Consider the following 17431-nt stretch of genomic DNA (forward strand, 5'->3'; position numbering starts at 1 on the left):
TGGCTATTGATCAGAGCTGATAGCTATATGAATAACTTCAATATTTGCTCTCTTTAAAAGGATTACTCCATCTTCAATTCGATATTTTTCCGAAAAAACCACTCTATTAATTCCTGCTTGCACAATTAACTTAGCGCATTCAATGCAAGGTGAAGCTGTTACATATAAAGTGGCTCCTTCTGAACTATTATTTGAGCGTGCTACCTTTGTTATGGCATTTGCTTCTGCATGTAAAACATAGGGTTTCGTTAAATTGTTTTCATCTTCACAATTGTTTTCAAAACCAGAAGGGGTTCCATTGTAACCATCGCTAATAATCATTTTATCGCGTACAATAATTGCACCTACTTGTCGGCGAACACAATAAGAGTTTTCGGCCCACACATATGCCATTCTTAAATATCTTTTGTCTAGCAATAATTGTTTTTCACTTGCGGGAAGATCTTTCTCGTTTATTTGGCTCATTAAGTTTAATCTTAAATTGGATTCCTGTATATATTACTGAATCCTGTGAATTACAAAAATAGAAGAAAAAACAGATTATGAGACATTCTACCTAAGTAAGTTCTATTTATAATACGCTTGTTGGGTAAATTTTATAGTTTCTCAATCCGCTTAAATGTTTATCTTTCTAGTGTGTTAAAATATTTTGGCAAGAGAATTGCTATACATATTAACACAACTACTATTACTCACTACAAAACTACTGCATGAAGAAGTTACTAGTACTACAAATACTTCTGTTTTCTTTTTTATTTGCTTACGCCGATGAATTTGAAAGTACAGAAGGATGGCCACGAGTCTTTACTCATGGCAATGCTGAGTTTACAATATACCAGCCACAGATTGATTCATATAAAAACAATACAGTTGAAGCAAGAATTGCAGCTTCGGTTAAATTTCCTGAAAAGGATTTGATTTTTGGAGCAATATGGACTAAAGCCAAAGTAAATACGGATAAAGACAACCGTAGGGTTGCTTTTGATGAGTTACGTGTAACTCAGTCAAATTTTCCTGAATTTGATGAAGCCAACACTGATTTGGTAGAATCTATATTGGCAGAGCGTCTACAACAGTATGACCTTGAAATGTCTTTAGATCGTTTTATGGCATCGTTAGATACCAATACAAATAAAGATGTGGTAAGCCAATTAAAAAATGATGCCCCAACTATTTATTACGAGTCGCAACCAACGGTTTTAGTTTACATTGATGGTGAGCCAATTTTAAAAGATGTGGAAGGTAAAGATTTCGAATACGTACTTAATACTCCTTATTTTATTGTAAAGAGTACTAAGAGTAATCAGTATTATATGCGAGGAGGCGAATGGTGGTATGTATCCAAAGATATTACTTCAGGATGGGTTGAAACTATTCAAGTACCTGCAGATATAGTTGAGTTTGCCGAAAGTCAGTCTACAGAATCAGACGAAGTGCAAGAACTCCCTGAGGATACAAGAACTCCTAAAATTATTGTGACTTTAGAGCCTGCTGAATTAATTACAACCGCAGGAAATCCGGATTATGCCGCACTTTCCGGAACCTCACTGTTATATATAAAAAATAGTGAAACTGATATTATTATGGATTTGGGTACGCAGATGCACTACATCCTAATATCTGGTAGATGGTATCAATCGAAAAGTTTACGTGATGGAAAGTGGTCGTTTATTGAACCTGATTTATTACCAAAAGATTTTGCAAAAATTCCTAACGACAGCGAACTGTCCAGTGTAAGGCATAGTGTTCCGGGTACCGACGAGGCTAATATGGCTTTGTTAGAACAGAGTATTCCTGAAACAGCAACAGTGGATAGGAGTAAAGCAAGTGTTTCGGTACAGTATGATGGCGATCCAAAATTTGCAGCCATAGATGGAACAAGTATGCAATATGCCATTAATGCTGATAAAACTGTGATTAAATATAATAATGAGTTTTATTGTGTGGATGATGCCATTTGGTTCGTGTCGCAAAACGCCAATGGACCATGGGTAGTTAGTACTAGTAGGCCAACTGAGGTAGATAAAATACCAGCAAGTTCTCCGGTTTATAATGTAAAATACGTTTATATTATTGATTATACACCCGAAGTTGTTTACGTTGGATATACTCCTGGTTATACACATGCTTATACTTATAATGGAGTTGTGGTTTATGGTACAGGATATCATTATACACCATGGTATGGACATTATTACTATCCACGTCCTGTTACTTACGGTTTTAATGTGCATTACCATCCATATAGTGGATGGGGCTTTTCGTTTGGGATGAGCCATGGATGGTACGGATGGGGATTCCATCATCATAATTATTGGTGGGGACCGCATGGTTATCACTATGGATATAGATATGGTTGTGGTTATCCTGGGTATAGACCAGGACATCGTCCGCCAAATTATAATAGACCGCGTCAACCTAGACCAGAACACTATAACGCTTATCGCGATAGAGCATCAAGGCCAAATACAAGGCAAGATACTAGGCCAACTCAATTGCCTACTAATAGACCAACAAGGCCTAGTAATGGATCTTCAAGCACGCGTCCTTCTCGACCGTCAGAAAATAGACCGAGTACTAGACCTACAAATCCAAGTGTTGATAGGCCAAGTACACGACCAACTACTCCATCAGGTGGAGGTTCAAATTCAAGGCCATCAACACGCCCTATTGAACCTCAAAATCCAGCTGTTCGTCCTAGTCAGCCAAGTAATAATGCAAGGCCAACAACTAGAGAAAACAATGTTTATACCGATAAAAATGGGAATGTTTATCGCCAGAATAGCTCAGGTACATGGGAGAATAGAAGTAATAAAAGTTGGACACCTACGCAGCCTAGTAACAGCAATATAAATAGAGATTCGCAAATGCGAAACAGAGGCACGCAGCAGAAGCAAAATTATCAGCAAAGTAGGCCTGCTCAACAATCGCGACCAACACAGACGCGACCAGCCCAAAGTAAACCCTCTTATTCGAGTCCGAGTCCATCAAGATCGGCTCCAAGTTCTCGACCAGCACCAAGTAGAAGTGCTCCAACGAGATCTGCGCCAAGCAGAAGTAGATAATAGATAGTTATATTATATAGCCTCCCTTAGAAATAAGGGAGGTTTTTTGTGTTATTTTTAAGCAAATAGTAATTTGAATGCTTCTTCCAACTTGCTTACTTGTGTTACCTGTATAGAGTATTTTGACAGGTCCATATCTTTAGTAAATCGAGGAATGATAATTTGATCAAATCCTAGTTTCTCGGCTTCACTGATTCTTTGATCTATCCTGGTTACAGGTCTTATCTCTCCACTTAAACCAACTTCGCCTGCTAAGCATATTTTTGATGACATAGCAATATCAATATTGGAGGATAAAATGGCAGAAACTACAGCTAAGTCTATAGAAGGATCATTTACTTTTATCCCTCCTGCAATATTTAAAAAGACATCTTTAACAGCCAATTTAAAACCAGCTCTCTTCTCAAGAACTGCTAAAAGCATATTAAGTCTTCGCAAATCAAAACCTGTCGACGACCTTTGCGGAGTTCCATAAGCAGCAGTGCTTACCAATGCTTGAACCTCAATTAAAAAGGGACGCATGCCTTCAATGGCTGCAGCAATAGAAATACCACTTAAATTTTGATGATGATGAGAAAGTAGTAATTCCGATGGGTTGGTTACTTCTCGTAATCCATCACCAAGCATCTCAAATATTCCGATTTCAGAAGTTGAACCAAAGCGGTTCTTTATAGATCTTAATATTCGATACATATGGTTTCTGTCTCCTTCAAACTGAAGTACCACATCTACCATGTGTTCTAATACCTTGGGACCAGCTATATTTCCATCCTTATTAATATGTCCGATAAGGATAACTGGTAAGTTTTGTTCTTTAGCAATTCGCAATAGTCTTCCGGTGCATTCGCGCACTTGTGATACGCTACCCGGAACTGATTCGATTGCCTCGCTACTCATCGTTTGAATTGAATCAATAACCAATAGGTCCGGATTTGTATTTTTAATGTGGCCTTGTACCTTCTCTATTGAAGTTTCACTAACCACATGGCAATTCTCCGAATCGTTGGCAATTCTATCAGCTCTAAGTTTTATTTGTTGCGGGCTTTCCTCTCCAGAAACATACAAGACTTTTCTGGATTGAATTTGAAGGGCCATCTGCAATACCAAAGTAGATTTACCAATACCAGGTTCGCCACCAACTAAAACCAATGAGCCAGGAACCATTCCACCACCTAAAACTCTATTGAGTTCATTATTTGAGGTGTCGATTCTTGGTAAATCAGCAATAGGAACGTTTTTAAGTAATTGTGGTTTTTGCTCGGTTGATTCAAAAGCTAAGGCAGTAGGTACACCCTTGGTTTTTACTACAACTTCCTCAACAAAAGTATTCCATTGGCCACACGAAGTACATTTTCCTATCCACTTTGGTGAGTCCAATCCACAGTTCTGACATACGAATACTGATTTTGCTTTGGCCATTTTTTGCTGTTTAAAGTTTAGATCTTACTTAAGTTCATTGGCAATTCGTTCCACAATGTTAGAGGTTGAAAATCCTTCAACAAACGAAATTGTTTCAACTGTTCCTCCTTTTGCAGTAACAATATCATAACCTACAATATCTTCCGCATTGTAGTCGGCTCCTTTAACGAGGCAATCTGGTTGAAGAGCTGAGATAAGTTCATACGGTGTATCTTCATCAAACAATACAACCAAATCAATAAACTGAAATGCGGCCAATAAAATGGCTCTGCTTTCTTCATCTACAATAGGTCGTGTTTCACCTTTTAGCCTTTTTACTGAAGCATCAGAGTTCAAGCCTAAAACCAGTTTTTGTCCTTTCTCTGCTGCTTTATTTAAATATTCAACATGGCCTCGGTGCACTAAATCAAAACACCCATTTGTAAATACAACTTTGTCGCCATTTTGTTGCCATTTTGAAATCTGTAATTCTGCTTCTGAGCGAGATTTAATTTTTGAAAAAAAATCAGACATATTTTATTGGTTTATATTGTACAAACAAAAAACCCCGGATAAACCGGGGTATGTATCTTATCGTTAAACCTAAATTACACCAACTGATTGGTTGCTGTATCAGGGAAAATAAACGTAGGATTAAACTTTTTTGCTTCATCTAGAGGCATAGATGCATAGGTAATAATAATAATTACATCATTTACAGCAACTTTTCTTGCAGCAGCTCCATTAAGGCAAATTACCCCAGAGCCTCTTTCTCCTTTAATAACATAGGTTTCTAATCGTTCCCCATTGTTATTATTCACTACCTGAACTTTTTCGTTCTCAATAATATTGGCAGCATCCATTAAATCTTCATCGATGGTAATACTTCCAACGTAATCAAGATTTGCTTCAGTAACCGAAACATTGTGCAGTTTCGATTTTACAACTTCAACATTCATCATGCAAGTTTTTTGTAAATCAAATTATCAATTAACCTTACTTTGTCGGCAAATACAGCTATGCAGCCAACAACAAAATCACTATCTCCCCAGTTGTCAACAGGCTGGAGAGTATCTCCATCAACAATTTCAAAGTATTCAACTTCTAAAATTCCTGACTTATTAATTTCATCGGTGACAAAATTAATAACTTCTTTTATATTTTTAGTACTCAATAAGTTTTTAGACTCAAATAATTTTTGAGCTATTATTGGAGCTTCGCTTCTATATTCGTCCGTTAACAACATATTTCGAGAACTCATTGCCAAACCATCTGATTCTCTAATTATTGCACATGGAACAATTTTAATTTCGTAACCCAATAATTTAGTCATTTTTTTGATGATAGCCAACTGCTGAAAATCTTTCTCTCCAAAAAAAGCTTTGTCAGGATTAATTAAATCGAAGAAGCGACTTACCACCTGTGCCACACCATTGAAATGGCCTGGTCGGAATTGACCTTCCATAACCTTATCAAGTTGCCCAAAATCAAATATCCTTTTATCCTCTTCAGGATAAACTTCTTCTACACTAGGATAGTATAAAATTGCACACTTTGTTTGTTCTAACATCTCCCGATCCTGATCTATAGTTCGGGGATATTTATCTAAGTCATTCGGATTGTTAAATTGGTTTGGATTAACAAAAATGCTTACAATCACTACATCCGATTGCTTAGAAGCCTCGTCTACCAATGAAAGGTGTCCTTTGTGCAACGCCCCCATTGTAGGAACAAAACCTACAATTAATCCGTCCTTTTTATAGCCGCTTATTAGTGCGTTTAATTCTTTTGATTTCTCAACAATTTTCATGCCTCTATCTTACTTCTGAATAATAAATATTCACCATTTCTCCAATCTGAAAAACCGCGCAAAGTAAATAATAAAATTGATACAATAAAAGTATTACATTGCTAAGCTTTGTTTAGGTGGTATATTTTTGCTAATTTTGCGGCTTATATTCTGAAATAAAGCTGAATGATTTAGTTAGTTCAACAAAATGAAAGCTTATTTGAGTAATAGAAAATAGGAAGCTAAAAAGTACAAAACGATAAGATGGACAAAACAAAGGTTTTATTTATTTCTCAAGAAATTACCCCTTACCTACCAGAGACAGAAATGTCTAAAATAGGTCGCTACTTACCACAAGGTATTCAAGAAAAAGGTAAAGAAATCAGAACATTTATGCCTCGTTATGGATGTATAAATGAACGTAGAAATCAACTTCACGAAGTGATTCGCTTATCAGGGATGAACTTGATAATTGATGATACCGACCATCCTCTTATCATTAAAGTAGCTTCAATACAAGCTGCTCGTATGCAGGTGTATTTTATCGACAATGAAGATTATTTTCAAAGAAAATCTACATTAGTTGATAAAGAAGGTGCTGAGCATTTAGACAATGATGAAAGAGCCATTTTCTTTGCACGAGGTGTTTTAGAAACAACTAAAAAACTTAGATGGGCTCCAGATGTAATTCACTGTCATGGTTGGTTCACAGGCTTAGTACCTCTTTATATTAAGAAAGCAATGAATGAAGATCCTCATTTTGCTAATTCTAAGTTGGTTTACTCAGTGTATAATGATGATTTTACAACTACATTCTCTGATAGTTTTCGCGATAAGTTAAAACTTGAAGGAATTGAAGATTCAGATATTGAAGTATTAAATCCTTGCAATTTTGAGAATTTAAGCAAATTAGCAATCCAATATTGTGATGGTATTATTCAAGGTCATCCTGATGCTAATAGCGAAATTATTGAATATGCAAAGAATTCAGGAAAACCAGTTCTTGATTTCCAAGCAGAAGATACTTATGTAGATGCGTTCAATTCTTTCTATGACGATTTATTGGGTTAGTATAAATTAATTGCCACTTAACTAAGTACACATTATGCGCTTATCACAATTAATCATGGCTGCGGCTGTAGTTGTATTATCAGTTTCATGTAACGATGATTTTTCATCAGTAGGAGGGAATGTATTGCCTGGTGATGAAGTAATATCAACGCATGTTGAAACAAATACTCTGCAAGCATTGAGTGAAATGTCAGATCCAATTAAATCATCAAACCCAACATCCTTTATTTTAGGAGAGTTGCAGGATGAATATTTTGGGGCATCTAAAGCCGACTTCATTACTCAGTTTTCAGTAGGAACAATTGATGGGACTAGGGATACTACAAGCCTTAAGGCTGCAGATAACTACGAGCTTGATTCAACAAGATTACTGTTAAAGTATCCTTTGAATTCGTGGACAGGAGATACCTTAGCAAATCATATCGTTTCAATTTATGAATTGACAAATTCTTTATCGCCATCGAGTTCTTATAACTCAGATACTAAAGGAGCAGATTTGTCTGATCCAGAAGTTGTTGGTACGATTACCTTTAATGTACTGAATGGTAAAAATGATTCTATCTGGAGTCAAGCAAGTTATGTAGATACATTATCTATTCCAATAGATGATGCAATTGGTGAAAAGATATTTACTGTGGGTGTTGATACCATTACGAACAATACCTTATTTCGTGATTTCTTTAAGGGGTTTTATGTTACTAGTGAATTAGAAAGTGATGATCCTGATGCTGAAGGTTCACTTGTTAAATTCAATCATCGCAGTACAAGTCAAGAATTGGTATTGTATTACAAGCGATATGAAATTGATGCTACGCTAGGTGATACGATTGGTACTACTTTATTTGAAAGAAAGTTCCCAGTTAATAGTGAGAGTGTAAAGATTAATTCTTTTGTACATTCTAATTCTTCCGTTGATCAGTCGGATATTTCAAAATTATTTGTACAACCTATGGCTGGGAGTATGGGAAATATTAAGATTGATAATGCTTTTAAAGAAGCTTGGGGAGATTCAATAGAAAATATTGACTCAGACTATCATTTAGGTATTGCCGCTGTTGATATTAATGTTTTTATAGATACAACAGCTACAAATTATAGAACTTACGCTCCACCTCAATCGTTAAGTATCTATAGAAAGAACGATAAAGATGAATTAACAACACCAACTTTTTATAATGATAATGGAACTTTGTCTTCTGGTATTGGTAGCGGTCTGCTTTATACTGATGTAAATGAAAATGATGAAGTTTATCCATCGCATTATAAGTTTTCTTTTACTCCAGGTTATTTCGAAGAACTAGTAGCTCCTTCATCTTATAATATTGATTTAGTTGATTTTGAAGATATTTATATTATGCCACTAAGTCCAGAATCGAATTTTGATAGAGTGATTTTGCACAATACAGAGATCATTTCTACAACGGATACTATACCTGCTCCATACATTGCGATTAAGTATATTAAATTAAAATAGAAACTTATATATCTTATAATAGCCCTTTCAATTATGAAAGGGCTATTTTTTTATCTAAACGTTTAAGTATCATTTTCTATTTTAGTAATTTTATCAGACTAAAATTTAACAAATGCAATACAGAAATCTAAATGCCGTAGAAATTACTAAGCTAGAGTCTCAAGGTTGTATAAGTGATGACTGGCAGGATATATTTGTTCATCCAAAATTCTCCTCTGATAGGGTCTGTAATTGTGAGTTCTCAGGAAAAAATCACATTGGAGAGCTCAATATTGAGGTTACACTGCAGCATGGCCTAAAAACTAAAGCGGGATTGTATAATTCATGTTTTCATAACTGTAGTATTGGAAATGGTGTTTTTATTAAGAATATTGGTAATCTAATTTCGAATTATCTTATTGAAGATAACGTTCAGATCGTAAATACCAATGAAATAATATGCTCTGGTGAATCTTATTTTGGTAATGGCACACAAGTCTTAGCGGTTAATGAAGCTGGTGGGAGGGAAGTAACTATATATAATGAACTCTCATCCCAAATAGCATACTTACTTTGCTTTTTTAGGCACGATCAGAACTTAATTAATTCTCTTAACAGTAAAATAAAAGCTTATTGTAATACCATTAAATCTGATATAGGCAAAATTGGGACTCACGCAAAAATTTATAATGCAGGGAGTATTTTAAATGTCAATGTGGGTGACTATGCTATTGTTGAAGGTGCTTCTTTATTAAATAATGGAACAATAAATAGTTCAGAGAAAGCGCCTTCATATATTGGAAAAGATGTGATTGCCAGAAACTTTATTTCCACAAGAAATGCAAAGATCACTGATGGAGCACAAATTAATAATTGCTTTATTGGTGAGGCTGTAGAGGTAGGCGGTGGTTTTTCTGCTGAGAATAGTTTGTTTTTTGCCAATAGCCAGGCTTTATTAGGTGAGGCTTGCAGTATTTTTGCTGGACCATATACAGTTACTCATCATAAATCTACTTTGTTAATTGCGGGTAACTTCTCTTTTTATAATGCAGGAAGCGCAACAAATCAAAGTAATCATATGTATAAACTCGGACCAGTTCATCAAGGAACCTTGGAGCGAGGATGCAAAACAGGCAGCGGTTCGTATATTTTGTGGCCAGGTAAAGTGAGCGCCTTTACAATGATATTAGGTAAGCATTATAACAATCCTGACACATCAGAATTTCCATTCTCATATTTAATTGAGGATAATGGAAAGAGCGTACTTATGCCAGGCCAAAATATGTTTAATGTTGGTACTTGTCGTGATACCCAAAAATGGCCTAATCGCGATAAGCGTACTTCAGATCTTCCCCTAGATCTTATTCACTTTGATGGTTTGAATCCTTTTACGATTAATAAAATTGTAAAAGGAATAGAAGTGTTACAAGCCCTAATGAAAAAGGCAAAGCCTGATACCAAGGCGCTCATGTATAGAGGCGCTCAAATTTCTGTTGCATCAATAAAGCGCGGTATTACCTTATACGAGCAGATGTTAACAACTTACATAGGTGATATTGTACTAAATAATTATGATGAAATTGAAAATGGGAACCTGTCACAATCCGATAAACTAAGTGAATGGATAGATCTTGGAGGTTTATTTATTAGGGAAGATAAGCTTGATGCTTTAACTAAGCAAATTGTGGAAACTGACATATCAATACATGAGATTGGAATGTTTCTTCATAATGAATATAAACAGCTATCTCAACTTAGTATGGCTCATGCCATTAGTATTGCGAATTCCTATTTTAATAAGGATTTATACAAAAACGAAAGCCTTTCAGAGTTTCTTGCTAGTTACCATGGTCTTCTAAAAAAGAATGAAACTGCAATAATATCTGATGCCAAAAAGGAGTTTAATGTTAAGAGTAAAATTGGTTTTGGTTTGACATCAGAAGCATTTAAAGAAGACGATTTTCTTAATGTACGAGGCGATGTGAATAACAATAATTTTATAATTGACCTACAAAAAGAATACCAGATAAAGGATGAGAATGTTGAAAATAGAATCAATAACCTAAAATAATACGTGTTTAAGGCCTTAAATGTGTCATATACCAATTGAAGAGAAATTTATTAAAATAATGAATTATATTGCTTCGGTTAAATAAGGTGTTCGCGTTTTACGAATAAATGAAAAAAGTATGTGTGGAATAGTTGCTTACATAGGGGAACGAAAAGCTTACCCAATATTAATTAAGGGATTACAAAGACTTGAATATAGAGGATATGATTCTGCAGGAGTTGCTCTTGTAAACGGATCTATCAATAGTTATAAAAGAATGGGCAAGGTGAAAGACCTGGAAGAGTTTGTTGGTGATAGTTCAACTGATGGGACTATAGGTATTGGTCATACGCGCTGGGCTACTCATGGAGAACCTAATGATACAAATGCGCATCCACATACTTCGATGAACGGAAAGTTTACTTTAGTGCATAATGGAATTATTGAAAACTATGCGCATTTAAAGAAGGAGCTTGTAAATAGAGGGTACGACTTCAAAAGTGAAACGGACACTGAAGTTCTGGTAAACTTTATTGAGAATATTTATCTAGAGCAAAAAGTTGATGCGGAGTTAGCGGTTAGAGTTGCCCTATCAAAGGTGGTTGGCGCCTATGGTTTGGTAATTTCTTGTGCTGATGAGAAGGATAAGTTAATTGCAGCCCGAAAAGGTAGTCCTTTGGTAATTGGAGTTGGCCAGAATGAATATTTTTTAGGTTCAGATGCTTCACCAATCATTGAATATACCGATCAGGTTATTTATATGAACGATGAAGATGTTGCTATTCTTACGAAAGAGGATCTTGTTTTAAAGAATATTCAGAATGATGCCCAGAAGCCTAAGATTCAGAAAGTCGAACTAACGATTGATGAAATTGATAAGGGCGATTACGAGCATTATATGCTGAAAGAAATATACGAGCAACCTACATCAATAATGGATACCATTCGTGGTCGTATCACAATGGATAAGTCGAAGATTTTCCTTGGGGGGATTAATGACGAAATGCAAAAGCTGACCACAGCAAAGCGAATTATAATTGTTGCCTGTGGTACATCATGGCATGCAGGTATGGTTGGTGAGTATCTTTTTGAAGAATTTGCACGTGTACCAGTTGAAGTAGAATATGCTTCAGAGTTTAGATACCGTAATCCGGTTATTAATTCCGATGATGTATTAATTGCTATTTCTCAGAGTGGAGAAACTGCAGATACCTTAGCCGCTATTAAGATGGCCAAAGAACAAGGTGCAACAATTATCGGTATATGTAATGTTGTGGGGTCGTCTATTCCAAGAGAAACCCATGCAGGGGTTTATACCCACGCAGGTGTTGAGATTGGTGTTGCCTCAACAAAAGCCTTTACTTCTCAAGTAACAGCGCTTATGATGATGGCCTTTACTATTGGCCAGAAAAGAGGTTCGTTATATGATGAATTGTATAAGCAACTAATTAATGAGTTGACTTTAGTTCCTGAAAAGATAAAAACGATTCTTGAAAAAACAGCAGATATAAAAGATATCGCATCCTTATATAAAGATGCTAATAATGCACTTTACTTAGGTAGAGGATATTTATTCCCGGTTGCTTTAGAGGGTGCTCTTAAATTAAAAGAAATTTCTTATATCCATGCAGAGGGTTATCCTGCTGCTGAGATGAAGCATGGACCAATTGCCTTAATTGATGAGAATATGCCTGTTTTTGTTGTGGCAACAAAAGATAAGTCATATGAGAAAATCGTTAGTAATATTCAAGAGGTTAAGGCAAGAAATGGTAAAGTGATTGCCGTGGTAACTGAAGGGGACACAACTATTAAAAAAATGGCTGATCATGTTATTGAGGTACCGGATTGTCATGAGGCAATTGCACCTTTATTAACGGTTATTCCATTGCAGATTATTTCATACCATATTGCTGTTTTACGTGGTTGCGATGTGGATCAACCACGTAACTTAGCCAAGTCGGTTACTGTGGAGTAGGGCAGATATATTTTATACAACTATAAAAAAGAAGGCTTCAGTATAACTACTGAAGCCTTTTTGTATTCTGCTATTTTGTAATGCAGTAGCTTATTGCTTCTGCTTTATAAAAGTAACCTCATGTAAGAAGTTAATCTGCTCATTAATGTCTTTGTCGGCAGGTAATACCCATGGTTGACGCCAGTATTCCGGGTTGTAGTTAACCGTTTTAATCATCATTCTACGCTTATCCATTTTATCAACAGAAGTCTTTTTAAACTCATCAGGTTTTTTATCAAATACCTCGGTTGTTGAGAACTCCCTTTTGTACGCCAGTTTAATATTGTCAATGCGTAACTCTGCCGATTGTGATACATTTTTTAAATACCACTTGCCATCCTTTATGTGATAAGAAGCAGTATTATTTTGCTCAAGCACCTCAAATTTCTCGATGGTTTTACCCGGCATTAAAAATTGTATTGGTAAAAGGTACTTACTAGCCGTTTCACTATACTTCCAGTTTAACGATACTAAGGCGAAGGTTTCTTTATCAATAAGCATTGAGCCATCGTAAAGAGCCTTACGAACTTCGGGGTTTTGTGTAAAACTAATTTTGTAACATTTACGCCCCTGAAATTCCACAACACCTTCTGCTGTATATTTATAATCTTTACGGTTGTCGTACTTCAAGAAACTTAAATCCTGATGCAATGGATCAATAATTGGCATTAAATCATCGGTGGTATTTAAAGGCTCATATTTAATTTGCATTGGATAATCCTCAGTGCGGTACTCACGTCCCTCTAATGGCATTGTTTCATGTGTAATTATCGGACCGTAATAATTCTCCTTCTTTTGAATTAGCCCAAAGTCTGATACTCTAAATAGATCGCCATTCTTTTTAATGGTTTCTCGGTATGCTCCCTTAATAAAGATGCTCGATAGAATACTATTTGATCTTTTCTTACGACCCATTTGCTGAATAATCTTTTCGGCATCTATCTTTTCGCTTGTATCCAAATTATTTTGAAGCTGAACCGATTTATCTCTCAGTAAATCATCCACACTCAACTCCGCAGAACCAAAATTAAGGGAACTTATTATAACAATATCGCTGCCACTTACTTCATCAAGATTGATGATAAAATCACCATCGCGGTTTGTTGTGGTAGCAAAAGGTTTTCCTTTAATAGTAATATCGGCGTAAGCTAAATTGTTATTGGCAGGGGATTTCGCTATTGCAGCTCCCAATTTATATTCTTTTGAAAGCGCAAGGTTTTCAACAGTTTCCTGTTCGTAATCAGAAGCCATATCATTTGTGGTAGCCTTTCTATTGCTATTTGTAATGCTTCCTTTTAATACAATTTGAGCTCCGGGTGTACCATCAACAGAAAAACCAGCTACATCAAACCTGAGTTGTTCTGCGGCGTCTGAATTATAAAATTGAATAGATCCTTTACCTAATGAATCCGTTTTTATGGATGGCGACCAATACAAAGTAGAGCGCTCATCGTTAACTACTTTTAAATCGTCGGTACCATCATATTGTGGCGCATAAAACTCACGTACTTTCTCAAAGCCATATAATCTGAAGTTGGCCATTCCTTTGTTGTAGCTCTGTGCATAAACACCAGTTCCTTCCTTTGTATAAATAGATAGTATTGCCTCGGGAGCTCCTGATATATCAATATCGGCAGTAGTTTCGGGCATAATATCAAACATAGGTGAATTGCGCGGCGAGAATACTAATTCGATAGACTTAATAGCCGTAGGATCCATCGACATAAAATCATCGAAGCTATAATTACTATCCATTGTTGCCAATCGTCCGTTCGAGTTGGTCATCCCAATTAAAGAACCATCCACATAAATATAAAAGCGGTGCGGACTTTTACCTGTTAATACAAAATCAACCGTTCGCTGGTTACGCAACTCGGTAAAGCCATCATCATCCGAAAATATTGAATCCTCTTCTGCAGCAAAGTCATCTTGTATGCCGCCCATGTCCTCCGGGTTGCTCACTTCATATACTCTTAAACCCGGAAATGCATCGTACAATAAACTTGTTAAACCGTAGTACCATGGCGTATCTTTCATTAAGTCCTCCAGTTGCGATTGGCCTACCACATAACTTGGGGCACCAAATTGCTCCACCATATTCTCTTGTACAGTGCGCTTTTTACTGGCAGTAACATTAATGTTATCTAAGAAAATATCGGTTGTATCCTGAAAAAGAAAGGCATCATCATCTCTTTGCAGTCGTTCTTTTGTTTTGCCTTTACTTGCTTGTACTTCATCTGCTTTTATGGCTTCGCTGCTAAAGAATGTTGTGGCTACCTTTTCGCTAAGCATCATTCGTGCACGAGCGTTATTATCAGCAGGGTCAAAGCGTAGATTCGAATTTAAATCGATATTAAAATCTGCTTTACTGTTCGATCTGTTTACCGTTTGCACCAACACATCAACGGTATCGTTAAAATCTTGTACATTAAACTTAAAGTGACCTTTCGAGTCGGTTGTAGTTTTCATCACCTGGGTTTGGTCTCCAGATAACATCATGGTAACTTCAATGCCTTTCGGAGCTGCCTTTTTCCCACTCTTACGTTTTAATTTTCCATCAATATAAATACCCGTTTCGTATTGGTATTTAGGCGTAGTAATAGTATCAGCCATTACTTTTTCCCATTTAAATCGGCGCCATCCGTTAACTAGCATAATAATATCAAGGTTATTAAAGGCCTCGGCATTATTTTTCAATAGCGATCCAATATTATTAATTTTACCTGGTAAATTGGCACTTAGTAACATGTGATTTACTAAATTTATTTGGCTATAGGCTTTATCATCTACCAATGCAGCATCGGTTACCGACATCGAAAATTCACCCTCAACAGGGTTTCCATTTTTATCACTTACGCTAAGCTGAATATCTATAGCCTCGCGACTATTGTAATGGTCTTTAGCTCCCTCAATAGAAATATTTAAAGCATCGTAGTGGTTTACAAAAACCAAACGCTCAGCCTCCGGAATCATATCACTGTTTAATAGGGTTAGCTGAACAATGCCTGTGTTAACAAGCTCTTTGGGTATTAAAAAACGCAGACTACCATTTGTAATAGTGCCCTCAAGCATTTCAATAATATCTCCTTCTTGCTGTACTAGTAGGTTAATGTTCTCTTCACCGTTACCCGTATTCGATTGGATATGTATATCTAAGTTTTCGTTATTCCATCGATTACTCACACTTAAAGAATACCCCTGAGCCATTACCTTTGGAAGCGGAAAAGTGATGCTTTCGTTATTATTGCCTTCAATTTGAGCAAAGTATTGTTTGTTAAGTTCGGCTTTAATAAAAATAAAACCTTTGCCATCGTAAATGGGTTGTATTGGCGAGCAAAAATTACCATCCTGATCAACAACTGCACCCTTAAAGTCCATGGCATCGCCAGCTTGGTTTACGCCTGAAAAGGCAACACGTGTAGTAATGCCATTCACTAAATTTCCTCCTTCAGGATAAAACTGTAGGTTTAACTTAGCAGTTGAAGTATTATTGGCGTTTATAACTGTTTCTTCAGTTGCTGGTTCTGTAGCTGTGCTGGTGCGCTCTGAATTTGCAACGGCCATCTCTTCATCCACATCCTCGGCATAAATATGCACTTCTTTTTTAAAGAAGAAATCAGAGCCTTGGTTACGCATCCAGTTGGTGTAAGCAACCATCAAATACTTTCCGGTTGCCATATCCTGATCCAACTCCATATGCCCGTAACACTTTCCCTGGTTTAATATAAACATGCGTTTAGAGGCAGTTACCCCATTAGGGTTTATCAGCTCAACATACAATACGCGTTCATGTATCTCGGGTAAATGCGTAATGGCATTAACCAAGTAAGATTGAAACCATACATCATCACCAGCAAAATATACCGGTTTATCAGTGTGTATAAATAGTTTCTCGGGGTACGACGATTTATTATATCGGTTAACTTTATTTATTAACGTTTGTGCTTTTTCGGCACTATTAAATGAACATAGCAACAAGGCAGCCATGCATGCCATTAAAACCTTTTTAAACAACATGTATACGTAATATATAATGAATAATTACCCAAATATAGTTTTAAATATCAGTATCAATGCGTGTGTCAATACATTAAAAAGGGAGGGGAGTTTAATAATTATGCTCCATAGTTCAGTAACTGTACTTCTCACGCCTGTCTAGTATAATAATAAATTGGGCGTGCCCCTAAAGGGTCGAGCTTTTCACTGCTACTCCTCGCTTCGTGCCTCGCTGTGGGGTATCCGTTGCAATCTCTCACGCAGCTGGGTTGTTGCCAAGAATAACCACTCAGCCAGTAGCATGTTTTTTACCAAGCACGCTGAGTTTGGCCATAATTTGTAATAATGCCCTTGGCTCTGCATTAGTATTTCTGTTAACTGAATGCATGTTTGTAATATTTGTACTAAAAAAATGCGCATCTGAACCTGCCTAGGCTATAATTCTGCTCAGTCACGTTATAGCGTGTAAGATTCTTCCACAGGGGATTCATTTTTTTTGCCTTTGTACCAATTTTTTCTGCTTTGTGCCACTAAATTTAGCTCTTGTACCAGGTACAAAGGCAGAATTACGAGGTACAAACCAAAAGTGAATGGT

The 17431-nt window shown here is 36.3% G+C and carries 11 protein-coding genes; 5 read left to right on the forward strand and 6 right to left on the reverse strand.

What is annotated here, in order from left to right; genetic code table 11:
- Positions 1 to 3: 3 nt before the first annotated feature.
- Positions 4 to 465: a dCMP deaminase family protein gene (locus tag A8B35_RS08690; protein WP_075602732.1), complete on the reverse strand. Its 462-nt coding sequence runs from the start codon at positions 463 to 465 to the stop codon at positions 4 to 6.
- 245 nt (positions 466 to 710) lie between these two features.
- Here A8B35_RS08690 and A8B35_RS08695 point away from each other — a divergent pair, with 245 nt between their 5' ends.
- Positions 711 to 3065: a hypothetical protein gene (locus tag A8B35_RS08695; protein ID WP_075602733.1), complete on the forward strand. Its 2355-nt coding sequence runs from the start codon at positions 711 to 713 to the stop codon at positions 3063 to 3065.
- A 57-nt stretch (positions 3066 to 3122) separates the two neighbouring features.
- On the opposite strand, the gene radA is transcribed toward A8B35_RS08695, so the two are convergent.
- From radA to panC, 4 genes are all read right to left on the reverse strand, one after another.
- Positions 3123 to 4484, reverse strand: a complete 1362-nt coding sequence (gene radA, locus A8B35_RS08700) for a DNA repair protein RadA (protein ID WP_075602734.1) — start codon at positions 4482 to 4484, stop codon at positions 3123 to 3125.
- Positions 4485 to 4508: 24 nt separating this feature from the next.
- Positions 4509 to 4997: a D-glycero-beta-D-manno-heptose 1-phosphate adenylyltransferase gene (rfaE2, locus tag A8B35_RS08705; RefSeq protein WP_075602735.1), complete on the reverse strand. Its 489-nt coding sequence runs from the start codon at positions 4995 to 4997 to the stop codon at positions 4509 to 4511.
- Between the two features lie 74 nt (positions 4998 to 5071).
- Positions 5072 to 5425, reverse strand: a complete 354-nt coding sequence (gene panD / locus A8B35_RS08710; RefSeq protein ID WP_282037537.1) for an aspartate 1-decarboxylase — start codon at positions 5423 to 5425, stop codon at positions 5072 to 5074.
- Complete coding sequence (panC, locus tag A8B35_RS08715) at positions 5422 to 6273, reverse strand: pantoate--beta-alanine ligase (RefSeq protein WP_075602737.1); 852 nt, start codon at positions 6271 to 6273, stop codon at positions 5422 to 5424. Before panC ends, panD begins: the two co-directional genes overlap by 4 nt.
- A 243-nt stretch (positions 6274 to 6516) precedes the next feature.
- On the opposite strand from panC, the gene A8B35_RS08720 reads away from it, so the two are divergent.
- The 4 genes from A8B35_RS08720 (at position 6517) to glmS (ending at position 12801) form a co-directional block, all read left to right on the forward strand.
- Positions 6517 to 7323, forward strand: coding sequence for a glycogen/starch synthase (locus A8B35_RS08720; RefSeq protein ID WP_075602738.1), 807 nt, complete (start codon positions 6517 to 6519; stop codon positions 7321 to 7323).
- Between the two features lie 34 nt (positions 7324 to 7357).
- A complete protein-coding gene (locus A8B35_RS08725) occupies positions 7358 to 8797 on the forward strand; it encodes a DUF4270 family protein (protein WP_075602739.1) in 1440 nt (479 codons plus the stop codon).
- A 112-nt stretch (positions 8798 to 8909) separates the two neighbouring features.
- Positions 8910 to 10847, forward strand: coding sequence for a DUF4954 family protein (locus A8B35_RS08730; protein ID WP_075602740.1), 1938 nt, complete (start codon positions 8910 to 8912; stop codon positions 10845 to 10847).
- Between the two features lie 118 nt (positions 10848 to 10965).
- On the forward strand, positions 10966 to 12801 hold the full coding sequence (gene glmS / locus A8B35_RS08735) for a glutamine--fructose-6-phosphate transaminase (isomerizing) (protein ID WP_075602741.1): 1836 nt from the start codon (positions 10966 to 10968) through the stop codon (positions 12799 to 12801).
- Between the two features lie 90 nt (positions 12802 to 12891).
- On the opposite strand, the gene A8B35_RS08740 is transcribed toward glmS, so the two are convergent.
- Positions 12892 to 16857: a peptidase associated/transthyretin-like domain-containing protein gene (locus A8B35_RS08740; protein WP_139314849.1), complete on the reverse strand. Its 3966-nt coding sequence runs from the start codon at positions 16855 to 16857 to the stop codon at positions 12892 to 12894.
- Positions 16858 to 17431: the final 574 nt, after the last annotated feature.

It is taken from the genome of Saccharicrinis aurantiacus (assembly GCF_001660705.2).
Classification (GTDB): domain Bacteria; phylum Bacteroidota; class Bacteroidia; order Bacteroidales; family Marinilabiliaceae; genus Saccharicrinis; species Saccharicrinis aurantiacus.

Coding starts and splice junctions, on each gene's coding strand:
- A8B35_RS08690 (WP_075602732.1), bottom strand. CDS start 465: ATGAGCCAAATAAACGAGAAAGATCTTCCCGCAAGTGAAAAACAATTA.
- A8B35_RS08695 (WP_075602733.1), top strand. CDS start 711: ATGAAGAAGTTACTAGTACTACAAATACTTCTGTTTTCTTTTTTATTT.
- radA (WP_075602734.1), bottom strand. CDS start 4,484: ATGGCCAAAGCAAAATCAGTATTCGTATGTCAGAACTGTGGATTGGAC.
- rfaE2 (WP_075602735.1), bottom strand. CDS start 4,997: ATGTCTGATTTTTTTTCAAAAATTAAATCTCGCTCAGAAGCAGAATTA.
- panD (WP_282037537.1), bottom strand. CDS start 5,425: ATGATGAATGTTGAAGTTGTAAAATCGAAACTGCACAATGTTTCGGTT.
- panC (WP_075602737.1), bottom strand. CDS start 6,273: ATGAAAATTGTTGAGAAATCAAAAGAATTAAACGCACTAATAAGCGGC.
- A8B35_RS08720 (WP_075602738.1), top strand. CDS start 6,517: ATGGACAAAACAAAGGTTTTATTTATTTCTCAAGAAATTACCCCTTAC.
- A8B35_RS08725 (WP_075602739.1), top strand. CDS start 7,358: ATGCGCTTATCACAATTAATCATGGCTGCGGCTGTAGTTGTATTATCA.
- A8B35_RS08730 (WP_075602740.1), top strand. CDS start 8,910: ATGCAATACAGAAATCTAAATGCCGTAGAAATTACTAAGCTAGAGTCT.
- glmS (WP_075602741.1), top strand. CDS start 10,966: ATGTGTGGAATAGTTGCTTACATAGGGGAACGAAAAGCTTACCCAATA.
- A8B35_RS08740 (WP_139314849.1), bottom strand. CDS start 16,857: ATGTTGTTTAAAAAGGTTTTAATGGCATGCATGGCTGCCTTGTTGCTA.